This window comes from Arthrobacter sp. YAF16 (assembly GCF_052113385.1).
GTDB lineage: Bacteria > Actinomycetota > Actinomycetes > Actinomycetales > Micrococcaceae > Arthrobacter.
In genome coordinates this window covers 75,140-90,579 of record NZ_JBFRDC010000007.1, presented here as the reverse complement: position 1 = coordinate 90,579, position 15,440 = coordinate 75,140, and the positions used below count along the sequence as shown (strand labels likewise).

At 69.4% G+C, this 15,440-nt stretch carries 12 protein-coding genes and 1 pseudogene; 7 read left to right on the top strand and 6 right to left on the bottom strand.

Annotated elements, in window-relative coordinates; genetic code table 11:
• The first annotated feature begins 78 nt into the window (after positions 1-78).
• From AB4Y91_RS13775 to AB4Y91_RS13765, 3 genes are read left to right on the top strand one after another with little or no spacing between them, the layout of a single operon-like run.
• Complete coding sequence (locus AB4Y91_RS13775; RefSeq protein ID WP_441419006.1) at positions 79-756, top strand: ABC transporter ATP-binding protein; 678 nt, start codon at positions 79-81, stop codon at positions 754-756.
• The gene (locus AB4Y91_RS13770; protein ID WP_441419005.1) at positions 753-2,798 is read left to right on the top strand and encodes a YhgE/Pip family protein; all 2,046 of its coding nucleotides are present in this window, start codon (positions 753-755) and stop codon (positions 2,796-2,798) included. The genes AB4Y91_RS13775 and AB4Y91_RS13770 overlap by 4 nt, the downstream gene beginning before the upstream one ends.
• Positions 2,795-3,436: a TetR/AcrR family transcriptional regulator gene (locus AB4Y91_RS13765; RefSeq protein ID WP_441419004.1), complete on the top strand. Its 642-nt coding sequence runs from the start codon at positions 2,795-2,797 to the stop codon at positions 3,434-3,436. Before AB4Y91_RS13770 ends, AB4Y91_RS13765 begins: the two co-directional genes overlap by 4 nt.
• 623 nt (positions 3,437-4,059) lie before the next feature.
• Here AB4Y91_RS13765 and AB4Y91_RS13760 read toward each other — a convergent pair.
• The 6 genes and pseudogenes from AB4Y91_RS13760 to AB4Y91_RS13735 form a co-directional block, all read right to left on the bottom strand.
• A pseudogene (locus AB4Y91_RS13760) lies at positions 4,060-5,031 on the bottom strand (EamA family transporter); the annotation flags it as partial.
• 30 nt (positions 5,032-5,061) lie between these two features.
• Complete coding sequence (locus AB4Y91_RS13755; protein WP_441419003.1) at positions 5,062-5,604, bottom strand: hypothetical protein; 543 nt, start codon at positions 5,602-5,604, stop codon at positions 5,062-5,064.
• A 115-nt stretch (positions 5,605-5,719) separates the two neighbouring features.
• Positions 5,720-6,247, bottom strand: a complete 528-nt coding sequence (locus AB4Y91_RS13750; protein WP_441419002.1) for a SixA phosphatase family protein — start codon at positions 6,245-6,247, stop codon at positions 5,720-5,722.
• Between the two features lie 57 nt (positions 6,248-6,304).
• Complete coding sequence (locus AB4Y91_RS13745) at positions 6,305-6,508, bottom strand: dodecin family protein (RefSeq protein WP_146335814.1); 204 nt, start codon at positions 6,506-6,508, stop codon at positions 6,305-6,307.
• Between the two features lie 321 nt (positions 6,509-6,829).
• A complete protein-coding gene (locus AB4Y91_RS13740; RefSeq protein WP_441419001.1) occupies positions 6,830-7,696 on the bottom strand; it encodes a winged helix-turn-helix domain-containing protein in 867 nt (288 codons plus the stop codon).
• Between the two features lie 550 nt (positions 7,697-8,246).
• Positions 8,247-9,110: a hypothetical protein gene (locus tag AB4Y91_RS13735; RefSeq protein WP_441419000.1), complete on the bottom strand. Its 864-nt coding sequence runs from the start codon at positions 9,108-9,110 to the stop codon at positions 8,247-8,249.
• 244 nt (positions 9,111-9,354) lie between these two features.
• Here AB4Y91_RS13735 and AB4Y91_RS13730 point away from each other — a divergent pair, with 244 nt between their 5' ends.
• The 4 genes from AB4Y91_RS13730 to AB4Y91_RS13715 all read left to right on the top strand — a co-directional run bounded on the left by AB4Y91_RS13730 (position 9,355) and on the right by AB4Y91_RS13715 (position 15,238).
• Entirely contained in the window at positions 9,355-10,095 is a 741-nt protein-coding gene (locus tag AB4Y91_RS13730) for a response regulator transcription factor (RefSeq protein ID WP_441418999.1), read from the top strand.
• A gap of 96 nt (positions 10,096-10,191) precedes the next feature.
• Positions 10,192-11,661, top strand: coding sequence for a HAMP domain-containing sensor histidine kinase (locus AB4Y91_RS13725; RefSeq protein ID WP_441419061.1), 1,470 nt, complete (start codon positions 10,192-10,194; stop codon positions 11,659-11,661).
• Positions 11,662-11,773: 112 nt separating this feature from the next.
• Positions 11,774-13,201 (top strand): glycosyltransferase, encoded by a 1,428-nt coding sequence (locus AB4Y91_RS13720; protein WP_441418998.1) that lies wholly within the window; start codon positions 11,774-11,776, stop codon positions 13,199-13,201.
• Positions 13,202-15,238 carry a glycosyltransferase family 39 protein gene (locus AB4Y91_RS13715; RefSeq protein WP_441418997.1) on the top strand — a complete coding sequence of 679 codons (2,037 nt, stop codon included), beginning with the start codon at positions 13,202-13,204 and terminating at the stop codon, positions 15,236-15,238.
• Positions 15,239-15,440 lie beyond the last annotated feature (202 nt).

Sequence of the window (15,440 nt, the reverse complement as noted above, 5' to 3'; positions counted from 1 at the left end):
CTGTTCGCCCACATCTATTTGAACTGACCGGTCAGTTTAGTTAGCCTTGGAGTAGATCATTTCTGCGAAAGGCTTTCCTTGCTCTGCGTTCAACAGCTTCACGTGAAGGGCCGGCGGGACTACCTGCTCCCGCCCACCTCGCTGCAGGCGGCCCGGGGTGAACTCCTGCTCGTCACCGGCCAACGCCAGGACCAGCGCACCGCCCTGGCCCTGACCCTGAGCGGCCGGATGAAGCCCTCGGCCGGAAGCCTCGAGTGGGACGGCGGCGGCCGGATCAAGCAGCTGCGGCAGGCGAGCGCCGTCGTCGACGCCCCCGGGGTGAACGAGCCGGAGCAGCACCTGAGCGTGCGCGACCTGGTCACCGAGGACCTCGCCCTGATCCCCCGCCGCTACCGCGGCGCGCTGCTCAGCACGCCGTGGCTTAAGGTCAACCGCTTCGAGGACATCGCCGGGCGCTGGGCCGAGGAGCTGCCCGCCGACCGCCGTCTCGAGCTGCTGACGGCGCTGGCCCTGGCCAATCCGCACACCGACCTGCTGGTGGTCGATTCCCCGGACCGCCACAGCGGCGATCCGGCCGACTGGCTGCCGCGGCTTCAGGAGCTGGCGTACGACGGCGGCCGTCCCCTCGCCGTCGTCGCCGCCATCGGGAGCCTCCCGCCGGGCTGGACCGGTCCAGTCGCGGAGATCGGCAACGCCGTCCCCGCGCCGGAAACGGCGGATGTCCACCACGACCGCGAAACCGAGGATGCCCGATGACCGTGCTGCGGCTGGCCCGTTCCGAACTCAAGCGCATGACCGGCGGCCTGCTGCCGAAGCTGACCATCCTGGCGCTGACCCTGGTGCCGCTGCTCTACGGGGCGGTGTACCTCTACGCGAACTGGGATCCCTACGGCAAGCTGAACCAGATCGACGCCGCCCTGGTGGTCGAGGACAGCGGCGCCAGCTCCGCCGACGGCACCCGGCTGGAGGCCGGCCGGAAGGTCGCCGACAGCCTCGTCGAGGGCCACGTCTTCAACTGGCAGACCGTCTCCAGCGCGGAGGCAGCGGACCAGGGCGTGAGCAGCGGCCAGTACGCGTTCGCGCTCAAGATCCCCCGGGACTTCTCCGCGAACCTGGTCTCGCCGGGCAGCTTCGACGCCGCCAACCAGGCCATGCTGAACGTCACCACCAACGACGCCAACAACTACCTGCTCGGCACGATCGTGGACAAGCTCACCACCGCCGTCCACTCGACCGTGGCGAAAGAAGTGGGCCAGGAGACCGCCAACCAGCTCCTCACCGGCTTCGGGACCATCCACTCCCAGATGCTCAAGGCCGCCGACGGCGCGCGGGACCTCGCCGGCGGGGTGTCCTCGCTCCACGACGGCTCGGCCAGCCTGCACCAGGGCACCTCCTCCCTCAGGAACGGGACCGGCGAACTGGTGGCCGGGCAGCGCAAACTCCTCGACGGGGCCAACACCCTGAACGCCGGGGCCGGGCAGCTTGCCGGCGGCCTGCGCGAGCTCAACGACAAGACGTCCACGCTGCCCGCGGATACGCAGCGGCTGGCCGACGGCGCCGCCCAGGTGGCCGCCGGAAACGCCGCACTGAACACGAAGCTGCAGGGCATGGCGGGCCAGCTCGCGTCCGCGGAACAGGCCTCGGCGCAGGCCCAGCGCGGCCGGGTCGTGGCCTCCGATGGCCGCCTGGTCGCCGCCGGCGTCATTACCCAGGCCCAGGCCGATGCCATCCTGGCCGACTACGACGCCAACACCGCGCCGGCGCCTTCCGGAGCGGCGGCCGCTTTCCAGGGCGCGGCGGCCCAGGTGCAGCAGCTGGCGGACGGTTCCGCCGCAGTCAGCGCGGGTGCCGCGCAGCTGGCGGGCGCGGCCCCGGCCCTGAGCGACGCCGTCGGGAAGGCCTCCGCCGGGGCGGATCAGCTCGTCGGCGGCACCGCGGAACTCGCCGCCGGGCAGCAAAACGCCCTGGCCGGCGCGGAAAAACTCGCCCAGGGCGCCCAGCAGCTCGACGACGGCGCAGCACGGCTCGAGAGCGGTTCGGCGAAGGCGTCCGACGGCGCCGGGACCCTCGCAACCGAATTGGCCAAGGGCGCGGGCAAGGTACCCAACCCGAACGACGCAAAGAAGGACAGCCTCGCCAAGGTCATGGCGGACCCCGTGGCCGTCAGCAACGTCTCGCAGGCCAAGGCGGGTTCCTATGGGGCCGGACTGGCTCCGTTCTTCCTGACCCTGGCCCTGTGGATCGGTGTCTTCATGTTGATCCAGGCGATGCGGCCGGTCACCCAGCGCGCCCTGGCGTCCAACGCTCCGACGTGGAAGATCGCCGTCGGGGGCTGGCTGCCGTTCCTGGCGGTTGCCGCGGTCCAGGCCAGCCTGCTGACCCTCGTGGTGGATGTGGGGCTGGGCCTCGATCCCGCCCATCCCGTGCTGATGTGGGTCCTGATGCTGGCAGCTGCCATGGCCTTCAGTGCGATCATCCAGGGTGTGGTGGCGCTGCTCGGCTCGCCCGGCAAGCTGGTGGTGCTGATCCTGCTGGTCCTGCAGCTGGTCTCCTCCGGCGGCACCTTCCCCTGGCAGACCACACCGGAGCCGCTGCACGTGGTGCACCAGCTGCTGCCAATGGGCTATGTGGTCAATGGCATGCGGCACCTGATCTACGGAGCCGATCTGGCCAGCATCCTGCCCACCATGCTGGGCCTGGTTGGCTACACTTTGCTGGGACTGGCCATGTCCGCCGTCGCCGTCCGGAAACACAAGTTCTGGACCCTCAAGACCCTGAAGCCGGAGATCGCCCTATGAGCACCAAGCCCCGCGTGGACGTGGCGACCGCCGCCGACGCAGGGAAGAAGCTGCGGCCCGGACGCACCAACGCCACCAAGCAGAAGCTGTTCGAGGCGTCGATGGAGCTGATCGGCGAGCGCGGCGCCGCCAGCGTGACGGTCGACGAGATCGCCGCGGCCGCGGGCGTCTCCAAGGGCACGGTGTACTACAACTTCGGCAGCAAGTCGGATCTGATCGCCCAACTGCTGCGGCACGGCGTGGACATCCTGATGGCACGGCTGCTGAGCGTCAAGGACGGGTCGGCGGATCCGCTGGAGGCGATGGACGAGATGATCGGCCAGGCGATGGACTTCATGGCCGAATACCCCTCCTTCGCCCGGCTGTGGGTCAGCGAGAACTGGCGGACGCCCAGCGAGTGGCAGGACACCTTCACCGAGCTCCGCGGCCGGCTGCTCGGGGTGATTGGCGCCGCGATCGAGGCCGTGGCCGCCAAGTACCCGGTGGATCCCGCGCTGTCCCGCGGCAGCCTGGAGACGGCCATCTTCGGGGCATGCTTTGTCGTGGGGCTGGACCGGCAGACCTACAACCCCGAACGCACCCGGGCGCAAAGTGTCGCCGCAATCATGGCGATCATGCGTGGCTACGTTGCGAAGTAGTCGCACTCGGGGATGATTAGTCACATGCACCACATGGGTAACAGCGGCAAGACTGCCATCGGAGCATCCCTTGCCGCTCTGGCCTTGCTGGCCCTCACCGGCGTCACCCTGCACGAAACGGTGGGACTCTGGTTCCTCACCGCCTCCGCCGTCGCCTATGTGGCGTCCGTGGCCGAGGTGCTGGTCCGACGGCGGTACAAGACACTGCTGGCAAGCGGCGTCGGCAGCATCCTGTTCATCGCGTTTGGCATCGCCTTCCTGCGCCAGTGGGGGCTGGCCTTCAACCCGGATCCGAACGCCTTGTCCACCAACGTTGATACCGAGCATCCGGACCTGTACTTCTACCTCTCGGCAGCCGCCGGAGCGCTCACGCTGGTCCTGTTGCTCGCCGGCACCGTCCTGCCCGGCCGCCGACCCGCACCCCGCGCCCCTTACGCGCCCCGGCGCCCGGCTTCGGCGTCCAGTGGGGCGGCGCCCCGCAGACCCGCTGCCCGCCCTGCCGCCCGGGCGTCGATGCCACGGTCCGCGACGCCGCGCGCTTCCGCGGCACGGCCCGCAACTCCGCGCTCCGCCGCTCCGCGGGCTTCGGCGCCACGTTCCGCCGTGCCGGCCGGCAAGCGGCCGGCGTCACCGGCGGCGTCGTCGGGGTCCAAGCCGGCTGCCAAGGCGCCGGCGAAACCGGCGGTCAAGGCCCCGGCCCGCCCCGCCGCCAAAGCCCCCACCCGGCGCTGACCACCCCGCAGCACGGCGATCGCCACGCCGGCCAGGAGCAGCAGTCCGCCGGCAACTTCCGCCGCCGAGGGCACCTCGGCCAGCACCAGCCAGGCCGTTGTCATGCCGACCACCGGGACCAGCAGGGTGAAGGGAACGACGGCGGAGGACGGGTAGAGCCCCAGCAGGCGGTTCCAGATGCCATACCCTACGAGGGAACCGAACACGGCAGTGTAGAGCGCGCTGAGCATCGTCACCGGCTGCAGCTGCACCAGGGCATCCGACACCGCCGCCGGCCCGTCCACCAGCAGCGAGAGTCCGGTTAGCGGCAACGGCACCACCGCGCCGGACCACACCACCAGCCCGAGCCCGGAGGCGGCCTTCGCCTTCCGCGCCACGATATTGCCCCCGGCCCAGGACAGGGCCGCGGCCAGCACGATCAGCAGGGGCAGCAGCGGGGCCACGAGGCTGCGGCCTACGGCCACCACGGCGAGCCCGGCAATCCCCAGCACGACGCCGGCGAGTTGCCTCCGGGTTGGCCGTTCGGCCAGGATTCCCGCCGCCAGCAGGACCGTCAGCAGGACCTGGGCCTGAAGCACGAGCGAGGCCAGGCCCGCGGGCATGCCGAGGGCCATGGCCAGGTAGAGCAGGCCGAACTGGCCTGCGCTCATCAGCAGCCCGACGCCGATGATGGCGTTCCAGCTGACGTCCGGCTTGCGGATGAAGAAGATGCAGGGAAACACCACGAGGGCGAAGCGCATGGCCACGAACAGCAGCGGCGGCATCTGCGCGCCGTCGGGGTGCAGGCCAAGGTCAATGGCAACGAAGTTGACGCCCCACAAGACGGCGACGAGCAGGGCAAGCCCGGAATGTCGAGGGGTCATCGCACCCGCGGCCGTCGCCGTTGCCGCGCCTCAGAGATTGCGCGGCCGTTCACCGTGCGGGTCCTCGGTGTCGCGGCGCTCCGCCACCGTTTCCTCGCGGAACCCTGCGGCGTCGCCGGTTCCTGCCGTGCGATCGCGGTCGCCCCGGTCCCGGCGCAGTTCCTCGTGCGGGTGAAGTTCCTCGTGCGGTTGGGCAGCGTGGGTGCGTGTCTCCTGGGACTGGGCATCGCCGCGTTCGGTCGTCACTACATCCGGGTCGACGTCGTCGGCCCGGCGGAGCTGTTCCTCGGCACCGGCACGGACGGTCTCTGCCTCCTGCTGTGTGCCGCGGGCCTGCATGCGGAGGCGCTCGGCTTCGACTTCGGCGGCCTTTGCGTCGGCTTCCGCCCGCGCCGCTTTGGCCTCATGGTCCCTCGCAGCCAGCTGGTCGGCCTCCGCTTTTTCGCGCATCTCGGCGGCCCGGTTCCGGTCAGCCTCCGTCTTGCGCTTGCGGCTGAGATACATTGCCACGGCGATGATCGCGAGCACCACTACGATGCCGACGATGATCCCTACGAGCTGTCCTGAATCCACGTTGATCCACCTTTTCCCTCGGTCGCTAAGAAAACACCGGCAGTAAAAGCAATAACAGCATCAGTAAACAACACAATGAGAGTGCTGACCATCGGCTGGCCGGCGCACTGGCCTGCTACTTCGCGCGGGGCACCTTGAAGTGGGTCAGCCGTGCGTCCTGGCCGTCCAGCTCTGCCCAGGACTTCTCAGTCTCGAAGACCGTCAGGCCGCTGGTGGGATAGCGCGTGGCCGCGTCCATGTAGGCGTCATGGTTGGAGTCCCGGGAGGCCAGATGCATGGCCAGGTCCTGCACACCGGGCATGTGCGAGATCACCATGAGCGTCGTGACGGTGTCCGGGACATGGTTAATAACCGCCAACATGCGCAGGGCCGAGGCGCCGTAAAGGCCGTCCTCAAGTTTCGGCGTCGGGGCCTTGTCCCCCAGTTCGCTGCACACCCAGGTGCAGGTCTGCCGCGTCCGCAGGGCGCTGGAGCAGAGGATGAAGTCGGGGACCACACCGTGTTTAAGGAGCCACTTCCCGGCCAGCGGCGCTTCCCGGTGCCCGCGCTCTTCGAGCGGCCGCTCGTGGTCGGCGATGCCGCCCGGCCAGTCCGCCTTGGCGTGCCGCATGAGCACCAGACGTTTGATGTGATGCGCGCTCATGGCTCAATCCTAGTGCGGCCGGCTTGGCCACGAGCGCGCTCCACAGCGGGCGACCTGTCAGTCGTCCAGGACGAAGGTCACTTCCAGCACCACATGCCAGGCCACGACGGCGCCGTCGCTGATTTCAACTTTCTGCTCCTTGACCCATGCCCCGGTGACATTCCGCAAGGTCTTGTTGGCCCGGTCGACGCCTTCCTTGATGGCGGCGTCAAACGAGGTTTTGGAGTTGGAACTCAGGGTAGTAATACGTGCAACGGACATGTTTCCTCCCAATAGTCGGATCGACGGGACCGAGACTACGCCGAAGCCCCCAAACGCAACAGAGTCCAAACCCCGCGGAGGCACATACTCCGTCGATCCGTGCTCCGGAATGTCAGTTCGTGTTGCGAGGGCGCTGCAGCGCAGCGGCGCATCCCGACAGCGCGGACGGCGGCGTTTTGCGTAGTGCCGCATCGCCGACCGAGGAACGAGGGAGGTGTCTAAGGCACGGCAAAATGCCGTCGGACGCGCGTGACTATCGTGCCGCGAAAGCGGAAGCGCCCGCCCCAAAGGAGGGGCGGGCGCTTTGCGTGAAGCTAAGAGCTAGATGGAGTATTCCGGAGCGGCCCAGACTACGACTTCGGGGTGCTCGTAGAACCGGTAGCCCTGGCCGCGCACCGTCCGCACGGTATTGGCCAGGCGGCCAAGCTTGGAGCGCAGCCGGCGGATGTGCACGTCGATGGTCCGCTCGTTGGGGACCTCTTCGGCATTGCGCCACAGGCCCTCAAGGAGTTCGTCGCGGCCCACGGTGCGGGTGCCGTTCTCCACGAGGTAGTTGAGCAGCTCGAATTCCTTGAACGTGAGGTTCAGCGATTCGCCGTCGAGCGCCACTTCGCGGCGGGCGAGGTCGATCAGCACGCCGGACGGGCGCGGGTCCTGGGGCTGCTGCAGCCGGGCGTTCTCGGCGCGCTGGCGGGCACCGGCGGTGGGATCGCCGAAGGTGGACCGGACGACGTCGAGCGCGGAACCCGGCGCGGACGCCGGGGCGACGGCGACGGCGGCATAGCTTTCGGCGCCGGCCACAAGCGACTGGGCGTAGGCGCGGATCTCCTGGGCCAGCTTGGCAATCGAGGTGCCGGCAGCGGCTGCAGTCTCCTCGTCAATACCCATGTAGAGCACGAAGCCGCGGGCCACGTTGTCGTTGGGCACGGGGCGGACCGGGCTGCCGTTGCCGGAGGCGATCACCGGGGTCGGTGCGGTGGCCGGGGCCGGCTCGGCGGCGGGGACGGCGCGGAGCTGGCCGTAGGAGCTGGGGTTGTAGCCCTGCGCGGCATAGCCGGGGGCGGGGAAGCTGTTGCCGGATCCGGCGGGGAAGCTCGGACGGCCGCCGAAGCCCTGGCGGAGGCCGTTCTGGCCGGCCTTGTTGGCGTTACGGACGGAGATGTGGACGTATCCGGATGCAACTGACATGGAATGCTTACCTCAATGTGAATGGCCGTCATCGCGGCTCGAATGCTAATTTCCCCGCAATGAGAACTGGGGAGGGGCGCCCGACGCTGGGCTGGGGGCGAATGCCTAGAAACGTTCTGGGGTGTAGAAGTTAGGCGTGCATTCGACAACAGGGCATCTCAGTACCAGCTGGTGCGCTGATCCAGGAAGCTGCGGCTGCAGGTGCTGTTGAGTTCTTGTTCACAATTGAAGTGTGCAACGTAACAATAAGAACTAGCAAGTAACAATGGACTCCAAAGTCCGCATCGTGAGACGAAAATGGCGATTGTAGTGTAAATCACAATTTTGATAAGCAGGCGAATCAATATGTGTTTTGCCGACCGAACGGCTCTTTGGCGCTCCTTGCCGAAGATTCTTCGCCATCCTGGCCCTCAGGCCGGAAAACGTTCACTGTAGGCATCAATGGCGGAATCCATTCGGAAGAGTTCCGCCGCCGCCAGTAGTCCACGGAGTGGGCACGCTGCCGGGCCGCGTGGCCCGGCAGTGTGCCCGGTGCGGAAGTTTGCGGAAGTCAGTTGGTCTGGCCGGTGGCGGTGGCCGCCACAATCTGGACCGACGAGGCCGTGTAACCGGATCCGTCCTTCGCGGCGACGACCCGCACGGTCCCGCCGGCGACAATGTCCGCAACGCTCATCTGGGAGCCTGTTCCGCCGGCCTGCTGGCGCCGCTGTTCCATGTTGCTCACCACCAGGTTGCTGCCGAGGGCATAGCTGCGGGCGAACCCGTCACTGCTCTTGACCGTGACGGAGGACGCGCTGACCTGGCTCACTGTTCCCAGCTGCTCGGCCATGGCGGTGTACTCGCTTCCGTTCAGCACGACGTATTCGGCGTGCACAGCTGCGGACAGCCCGCCGGCCAGGCCGCCCATGCCCGCTGCGAAGTCGTCGTGACCGCCCTGCCCGGACATTCCGCCTCCCGCGAACCCTCCTTGCGGGGCGTCCGGCATCCCCGGGACGGAGCCTTGGCTGGCGCTGCCGGGCCCGCCGGCTGCCCCGACCCCGGTCCCGCTGGCCTCCGCCGAACTTGAGCTGAGGGCATACACGCCGACGCCGGCGCCGGCTGCCAGCACAACAGCCGCGCCCGCGACGGCGAGTCCCCGCTTGAGGGTCCACGGCTTCCCCGCCGAGGTCTGCCGGGCTGCGGCCGACGGCGCACCCCAGCCCGGGGCGGCCGGCGCACCCCAGCCGGGGGCCCGACCGTCAGCGGGCTGTCCGGCTTCCGCCGGCGAGGCCGCCGGCGAGGCCGCCGGCTGCTCGGCGGCAGGCTGCGCGGCGGCATAGGGCGTGGTGACGGGCGCGGGAGCCGCCGGGGTGGGGGCGTCGGAGCCGGGTTCGGGGATCGGGCGGGAACCGGATTCGGGCTGCTGACCGCTCATGGTGTTTCTCCTGTCGGGGTGCGGATTTGTGTCCACCCCAGCGTGGTAAGCGGTCCTGTGCCGGGGCTGTGCGGGCCAACAGCCGCGCCTGTGACCTTTCAGCGGGACCGGGCGTCCGTTCGGCAGCCGTACCGTACCAGGCCTCCCGCTCCCGGGGCGACTTCCAGCTCGGTAGTCTGAGATTCACAGGTGCCGCACAGGGTCCCCAAAGCCGCGCCTCAACGGCAGACCGGAGAGTCGTCCCATGGCCACTTCGCACTCCACGACCAATAACCTGCCCCAGCTCACGCATCCCGACGGCTCGCCCATCCGCGCGCTGGTGGTGGACGATGAGCCCAGCCTGTCGGAGCTCATGAGCATGGGGCTCCGGATGGCTGGCTGGTCCGTGGCTGTGGCGGCGGATGGCCCCGGAGCGGTCAAGCTTGCCAAGGATTTCCGCCCCGACGTGCTCGTGCTGGACGTGATGCTCCCCGGGTTCGACGGCGTCGAACTGCTCAGCCGGATCCGCGCGTTCGCGCCGGAAGTTCCCGCGCTGTTCCTCACGGCCAAAGACGCCGTCCAGGACCGCATTACCGGGCTGGCGGCCGGCGGCGATGACTACGTCACGAAGCCCTTCAGTATGGAAGAGGTGCTGCTCCGGCTCCACCGACTGGTCCAGCGCTCCGGGGTGGCCGCCATGGACACCGCCGAACTCGTGGTGGGTGACCTGGTGCTCAACGTCGACACCCGGGACGTTACCCGGGCCGGTGAGGATATCCATCTGACCGCCACCCAGTTCGAGCTGCTGCGCTACCTCATGGAAAACCCCAAACGGGTCATCAGCAAGGCCCAGATCCTGGACCGGGTCTGGGACTACGATTTCGGCGGCCAGGCGAACATCGTGGAACTCTACATTTCCTACCTCCGCAAGAAGATCGACGCCAACCGCGCACCGATGATCCACACGGTGCGCGGCGCCGGCTACGTGCTGAAACCGGCGGACTGATCCGTGCCCGCTCTTTCCGGCGTGACACCCGTACCCGGGCGCGACTGGCGCAACCCGGCCACGTGGCATTTGCGTACCCGGCTGGTCCTCGTCGCCATGGCGCTGCTCGTGGCCATCTGCGGCGCCGTGGGAGTCTTCAGCTACGCCTCCATGGACGCTTTCCTCACCCGGCAGCTCGACACCCAGCTGGAGCAGGCATCCCACCGGTCGAGCGAGTTCGGCAGGCCCTCCCCGGACGATGCGGGAAGGCGCCCCGACCCGCTCGAAGCCCGGGGTCAGGGCATCGGGACGCTCAACGCCCGGCTGCTGGCCGGCACGGTGGCCAGCGCAGGCTTCCTGGCCGGGGACGCCACCAGAAAGAGCCTGTCCTCCGATGACAACGCCGTCCTCCTGGCCCTGACCCCGAACGGCGTGCCCGTGGACCGGACGCTCTCGGCCGGCGACTACCGACTGACGGCTGTGCGCGCAACCTATGGCGACGTGATCGTCACCGGCCTCCCACTGGACGAAAAGCAGAACACGCTGGCCTCGCTCGTCTGGACCCTGGGGGTGGTATCGGCGGGCGGCCTCGTGCTGATCGGCCTCGCCGGCACCGCTCTCATCCGGCGGACCATGAAGCCGCTGGAACAGCTCTCCGAGGTGGCCACCAAGGTCTCGCGTTTGCCGCTGGACGCCGGCGAGGTGGCCCTGGGCGTGCGGGTCCCGGCGTCGGCTGCCCATCCGGGAACCGAGGTGGGCAGCGTGGGCTACGCGCTGAACCAGATGCTGGACAACGTCTCCAACGCCCTCGAGGCACGGCAGGAGAGCGAGATGAGGGTGCGGCAGTTTGTCGCCGATGCCTCGCACGAGCTCCGCACCCCGCTCACCGCGATCCGCGGCTACACGGAGCTGATGCGGATGACCGAGCATTTCACGCCCGACGGCGAGAAGTCACTAGCCCGCGTCCAAAGCCAGTCCGAGCGGATGACCACCCTGGTGGAGGACCTGCTGCTGCTGGCACGGCTGGACGAGGGGCAGCCGCTCAAGGTCACCGACGTCGACCTCACCCAGCTGGCCGTCGAAACGGTGAGCGACGAGAAAGTCATGGCACCCGACCGCCTCTGGCAGCTGGAGCTCCCGGACGAACCCGTGGTGGTGCGCGGGGACGCGACCCAGCTTCACCAGGTCCTCGCCAACCTCCTGTCCAATGCCCGCAAACACACGGCCCCCGGGACGAAGGTGGTCACGGGCGTCATGCGTTCGGCTGACGGCAGCGCCGTGGTCACCGTGACGGACAACGGCAGCGGCATCGCCCCCGAATTCCTCGGCCGGGTCTTCGCCCGGTTCGCCAGGGCCGACGCCGCGCGCACCAATCCGGCCGCCGGTTCCGAGGCCCGTCCGGTGCGAAGCCGTGAGGGCACGTCGGCGGTCGCGACAGCGGCCGCCGCCTCCGAGGGCACCAGCGGCCTGGGCTTGTCGATTGTGCAGTCGATCGTGGAGGCGCACGGCGGGACCGTCGAGGTCACGTCCCGGCCGGGCCGGACAGAGTTCGCCGTTCGGCTGCCCGCGGCGCCTCCGCTGGCGTAGCGGGCGGCTGCGCACGTCCGGACGGCGGCACGGCGGCGCCGGTCCACACTTCCACAGCCCCCGCACAGCCTGACCCTAAAGCCCTCATATGGGCCGCCGGGAAAGTTGAGCCATGACGTTCACAGACCAGGCCCCAGGAACACTGCCCCACTCCACGGCGACGCCGGCCGGCCCGGCCGCGCCGCCCGGCCCGGGCCCGTTGGCCCCGGCGGTCACCGGCCCCGGGAGCCTGCGTTCAGCCATCGACACCCGCACCACCACACCGGTGCTGGATGTCACCATTCCGGTGTTCAACGAGGAACGGGACCTCGAAGCGTGCCTGCGCCGGCTGCACGCCTACCTTGTCGGCTGCTTCCCGCATTCCTTTCGGATCACGGTGGCGGATAACGCCAGCACCGACGGAACACTCCAGACGGCGGAACGCGTCGCCCGTGAGCTCCGGGAGGTCAACGTCGTCCACATGGCCGAAAAAGGCCGCGGGAATGCGCTGCGCAAGGTGTGGCTTGCCTCGCCGTCGCCGCTCCTGGCGTACATGGACGTGGACCTGTCCACCGACCTGGCGGCGCTCGGCCCCGTGCTGGCCCCGCTCATTTCGGGGCACTCGGACCTCGCGATCGGGACCCGGCTGACCCACAACTCGCGTGTGGTCCGCGGACCCAAACGGGAATTCATCTCGCGCAGCTACAACTTGCTGCTGCAGTCGTGCCTGGGCGCCCACTTCAGCGACGCCCAGTGCGGCTTCAAGGCCATCCGGGCGGACGTGGCCCGGCAGCTGCTCCCGCACACGCTGGACAACGCCTGGTTCTTCGACACAGAGCTGCTGGTACTCGCCGAGAGGTGCGGCCTGCGCGTCCACGAAGTCCCGGTCGATTGGACCGACGACCCGGACTCCAGCGTGGACATCGTCCAGACGGCCATCGCGGACCTGCGCGGCATGGCCCGGCTGAGCCGGGACCTGCTCTCGGGCCGGATCCCGGTTCCCGAACTCCGCTCCGCCCTGGCCCGCGGACCGCTGCCGGCTTCGTCCCGGGCCCAGGAACAAAGCCCCGGCGGAAGCCTCTTCGGCCAGCTCGTGCGCTTCGGCAGCATCGGGGTGGCTTCGACCCTCGCGTACTTGCTGATCTTCGTGCTCTGCCGGGGAATCATGGACCCGCAGCTGGCCAACTTCCTCGCCTTGCTCACTACCGCGGTGGCCAACACCGCGGCGAACCGGCGCTTCACCTTCGGCATCCAGGGCAGCAGCCAGGCGGCCTGCCACCATTTCGAGGGGCTGCTGGTCTTCGGGATCGGGCTGGCCCTGACCTCCGGTGCGCTCGCCTTCGTCCACGGCACGTCCGGCGGAACCCCTGACCGCTGGCTGGAACTGGTCACAGTGACCGCCGCCAACCTGGCCGCCACCGCCATCAAATTCCTGCTGTTCCGGCACGTGGTCTTCCGCCGTCGGGGCGCCCCCATTCCTCCGGCCCCCGGCGCCGTTCCCTATGCTCCGGCGTCTGCCGCCAACGACTCAGCCCTCCCCCACACAGAAACGGCCAAGTAAATGACCGCAACCCTCGACCCCGCCACCGGCGGCCCGGCCGGCAGCACGCCCGCATCGGCGCCCGCACACTCGACGACGGCGACCCGCCCGGCAGCTCCTCGACCGGCCGCCGCGCAGGACCGCCGGGCACGCCTGCTGTTCGGACCACAGCGGCGGTGGGTGCGGCCCTCGGCGGCCCTGCTGCTGGTCTTCACCGCAGTGATGTACCTGTGGAACCTGGAAGCCACCGGCTACGCCAACTCCTTCTACGCCGCAGCGATCCAGGCCGGCACCAAGGACTGGACCGCGCTGCTGTTCGGCTCCCTCGACGCGGGCAACGCCATCACGGTGGACAAGCCACCGGCCGCGCTCTGGATCCCGGCCCTCGCCGGGCGGATCTTCGGTTTCTCGGCACTGAGCATGCTCATTCCCCAGGCGCTGATGGGGGTGGCCGCCGTCGGACTTCTGTACCTGACCGTCAAACGCGTGTCCGGTCCCGCGGCGGGCCTGCTGGCCGGCGGCGCCCTGGCGCTGACCCCAGTGGCAGCCCTGATGTTCCGCTTCAACAACCCCGACGCCATGCTCACCCTGTGCTTGGTGCTGGCCGCCTACCTCACCACCCGCGCCATCGAAAAGGCCGGCTGGAAATGGCTCGCCGTAGCCGGCGCGGTAATCGGCCTGGCATTCCTGACCAAGATGCTGCAGGGCTTCCTGATTGTGCCCGGACTGGCCCTGGCCTACCTGTGGGCGGCACCCACCACCCTCGGCCGCCGGCTCCTGCACCTCCTCGCCGCCGCGGCGGGGATCGCCGTCGTGGCCGGCAGCTACCTGGCGCTGTTCCAGCTCACTCCCGCCTCGGCCCGGCCGTACATGGCGGGGTCGGAGACCAACAGCTTCCTGGAACTCACCTTCGGCTACAACGGCCTGGGCCGGATCACCGGGTCCGGCGGCGGGATGCCCGGCGGGATGCCCGGCGGAAATGCCGGCGGCCCGGGCGGAAACGGCAACGTGGGCTTCGGCGGCGCGGCCGGGATCACCCGGATGTTCGGAACCAGTTTCGGCGGTGAAGTGTCCTGGCTGTTGCCGGCGGCCCTGGTTCTGCTGGTGGCAGGTTTGTGGTTCACCCGGCGCGAGGCCCGGACCTCCGCCACCCGTGCCGCGCTCCTGCTCTGGGGCGGCTGGCTGCTGATCACGGCAGGCATCTTCAGCTTCATGAGCGGCACCGTGCATCCGTACTATGCCGTGGCACTGGCCCCCGCCGTCGCGGCCCTGGTGGGCATCGGCTCGGCGGAACTGTGGCGCGGCCGGACCCACTGGCCCGCTCGGATGGTCCTGGCCGTGACGGTGTTGGCTGCCTCGGTCTGGTCCGCCGTGCTCCTGGGCCGCGACCCGGCATGGCTGCCCGGGCTCCGGGTGATCGCCGTCGTCCTGGGCGTGCTGGCCGCCGCGGCGCTGCTGCTCCGGGTGGACAGCCTGGCGGCGCTCCCGGCCCGGCTCCGCAAAGCCGCTGCGGCCGGCGTCGTGGTCCTTTCACTGCTGGCCGGCGGGCTCGGGACCACCGCCTGGACGCTGGCGACGGCGGCCCAGGCGCATTCGGGGTCAATCCCCACCTCCGGGCCCACCGCGTCCGCGATGGGCGGCGGCTTCGGGGCGGCGGGCAGGCCGGACGGCGGGATCCTCGGTTCCAGCGGGGCGGCCGCCGGCGGGCCCGGCGGACCCGGCGCGGATACGGCGTCGGCCGAGCTGACAGCGTTGCTGAAGTCCTCCGGCGCCAAATGGTCCGGGATTGTCTCCGGCGCCACCCAGGCCGCCAGCCTGGAACTCGCCACCGGCACCAATGTGATCGCGCTGGGCGGCTGGAACGGCGGCGACCCGTACCCCACGCTCGAGCAGTTCCAAGCGATGGTGGACCGCGGCGAGATCGGCTACTTCATCTCCGGCGGCCTGGGCGGCCTGGGCGGGGGCCGCGGCGGCAACTCCGAGGTCGCCAGCTGGGTCGCGGCCAACTACCAGGCCCAGACCGTGGGGAACGCCACCGTGTACACGCTGGCGAAGTAGGCTCCTCTCCCCCGCTTGCCTCCGTCTCCGCCGCGCCGTTTCGACGGTTCCGTGCCCGCTCGATGCTTACCGGCGTCGAGCGGGCACGGAACCGTCGAAACGGGCACCCACGCGGCGGCCGTGAAGGCAAGACGCCGCTCCGCAGCAGGGGCCAGCCGTTACCTAAATGTGACATCTGATTGAAAGTCCGGTACCGTTTTAG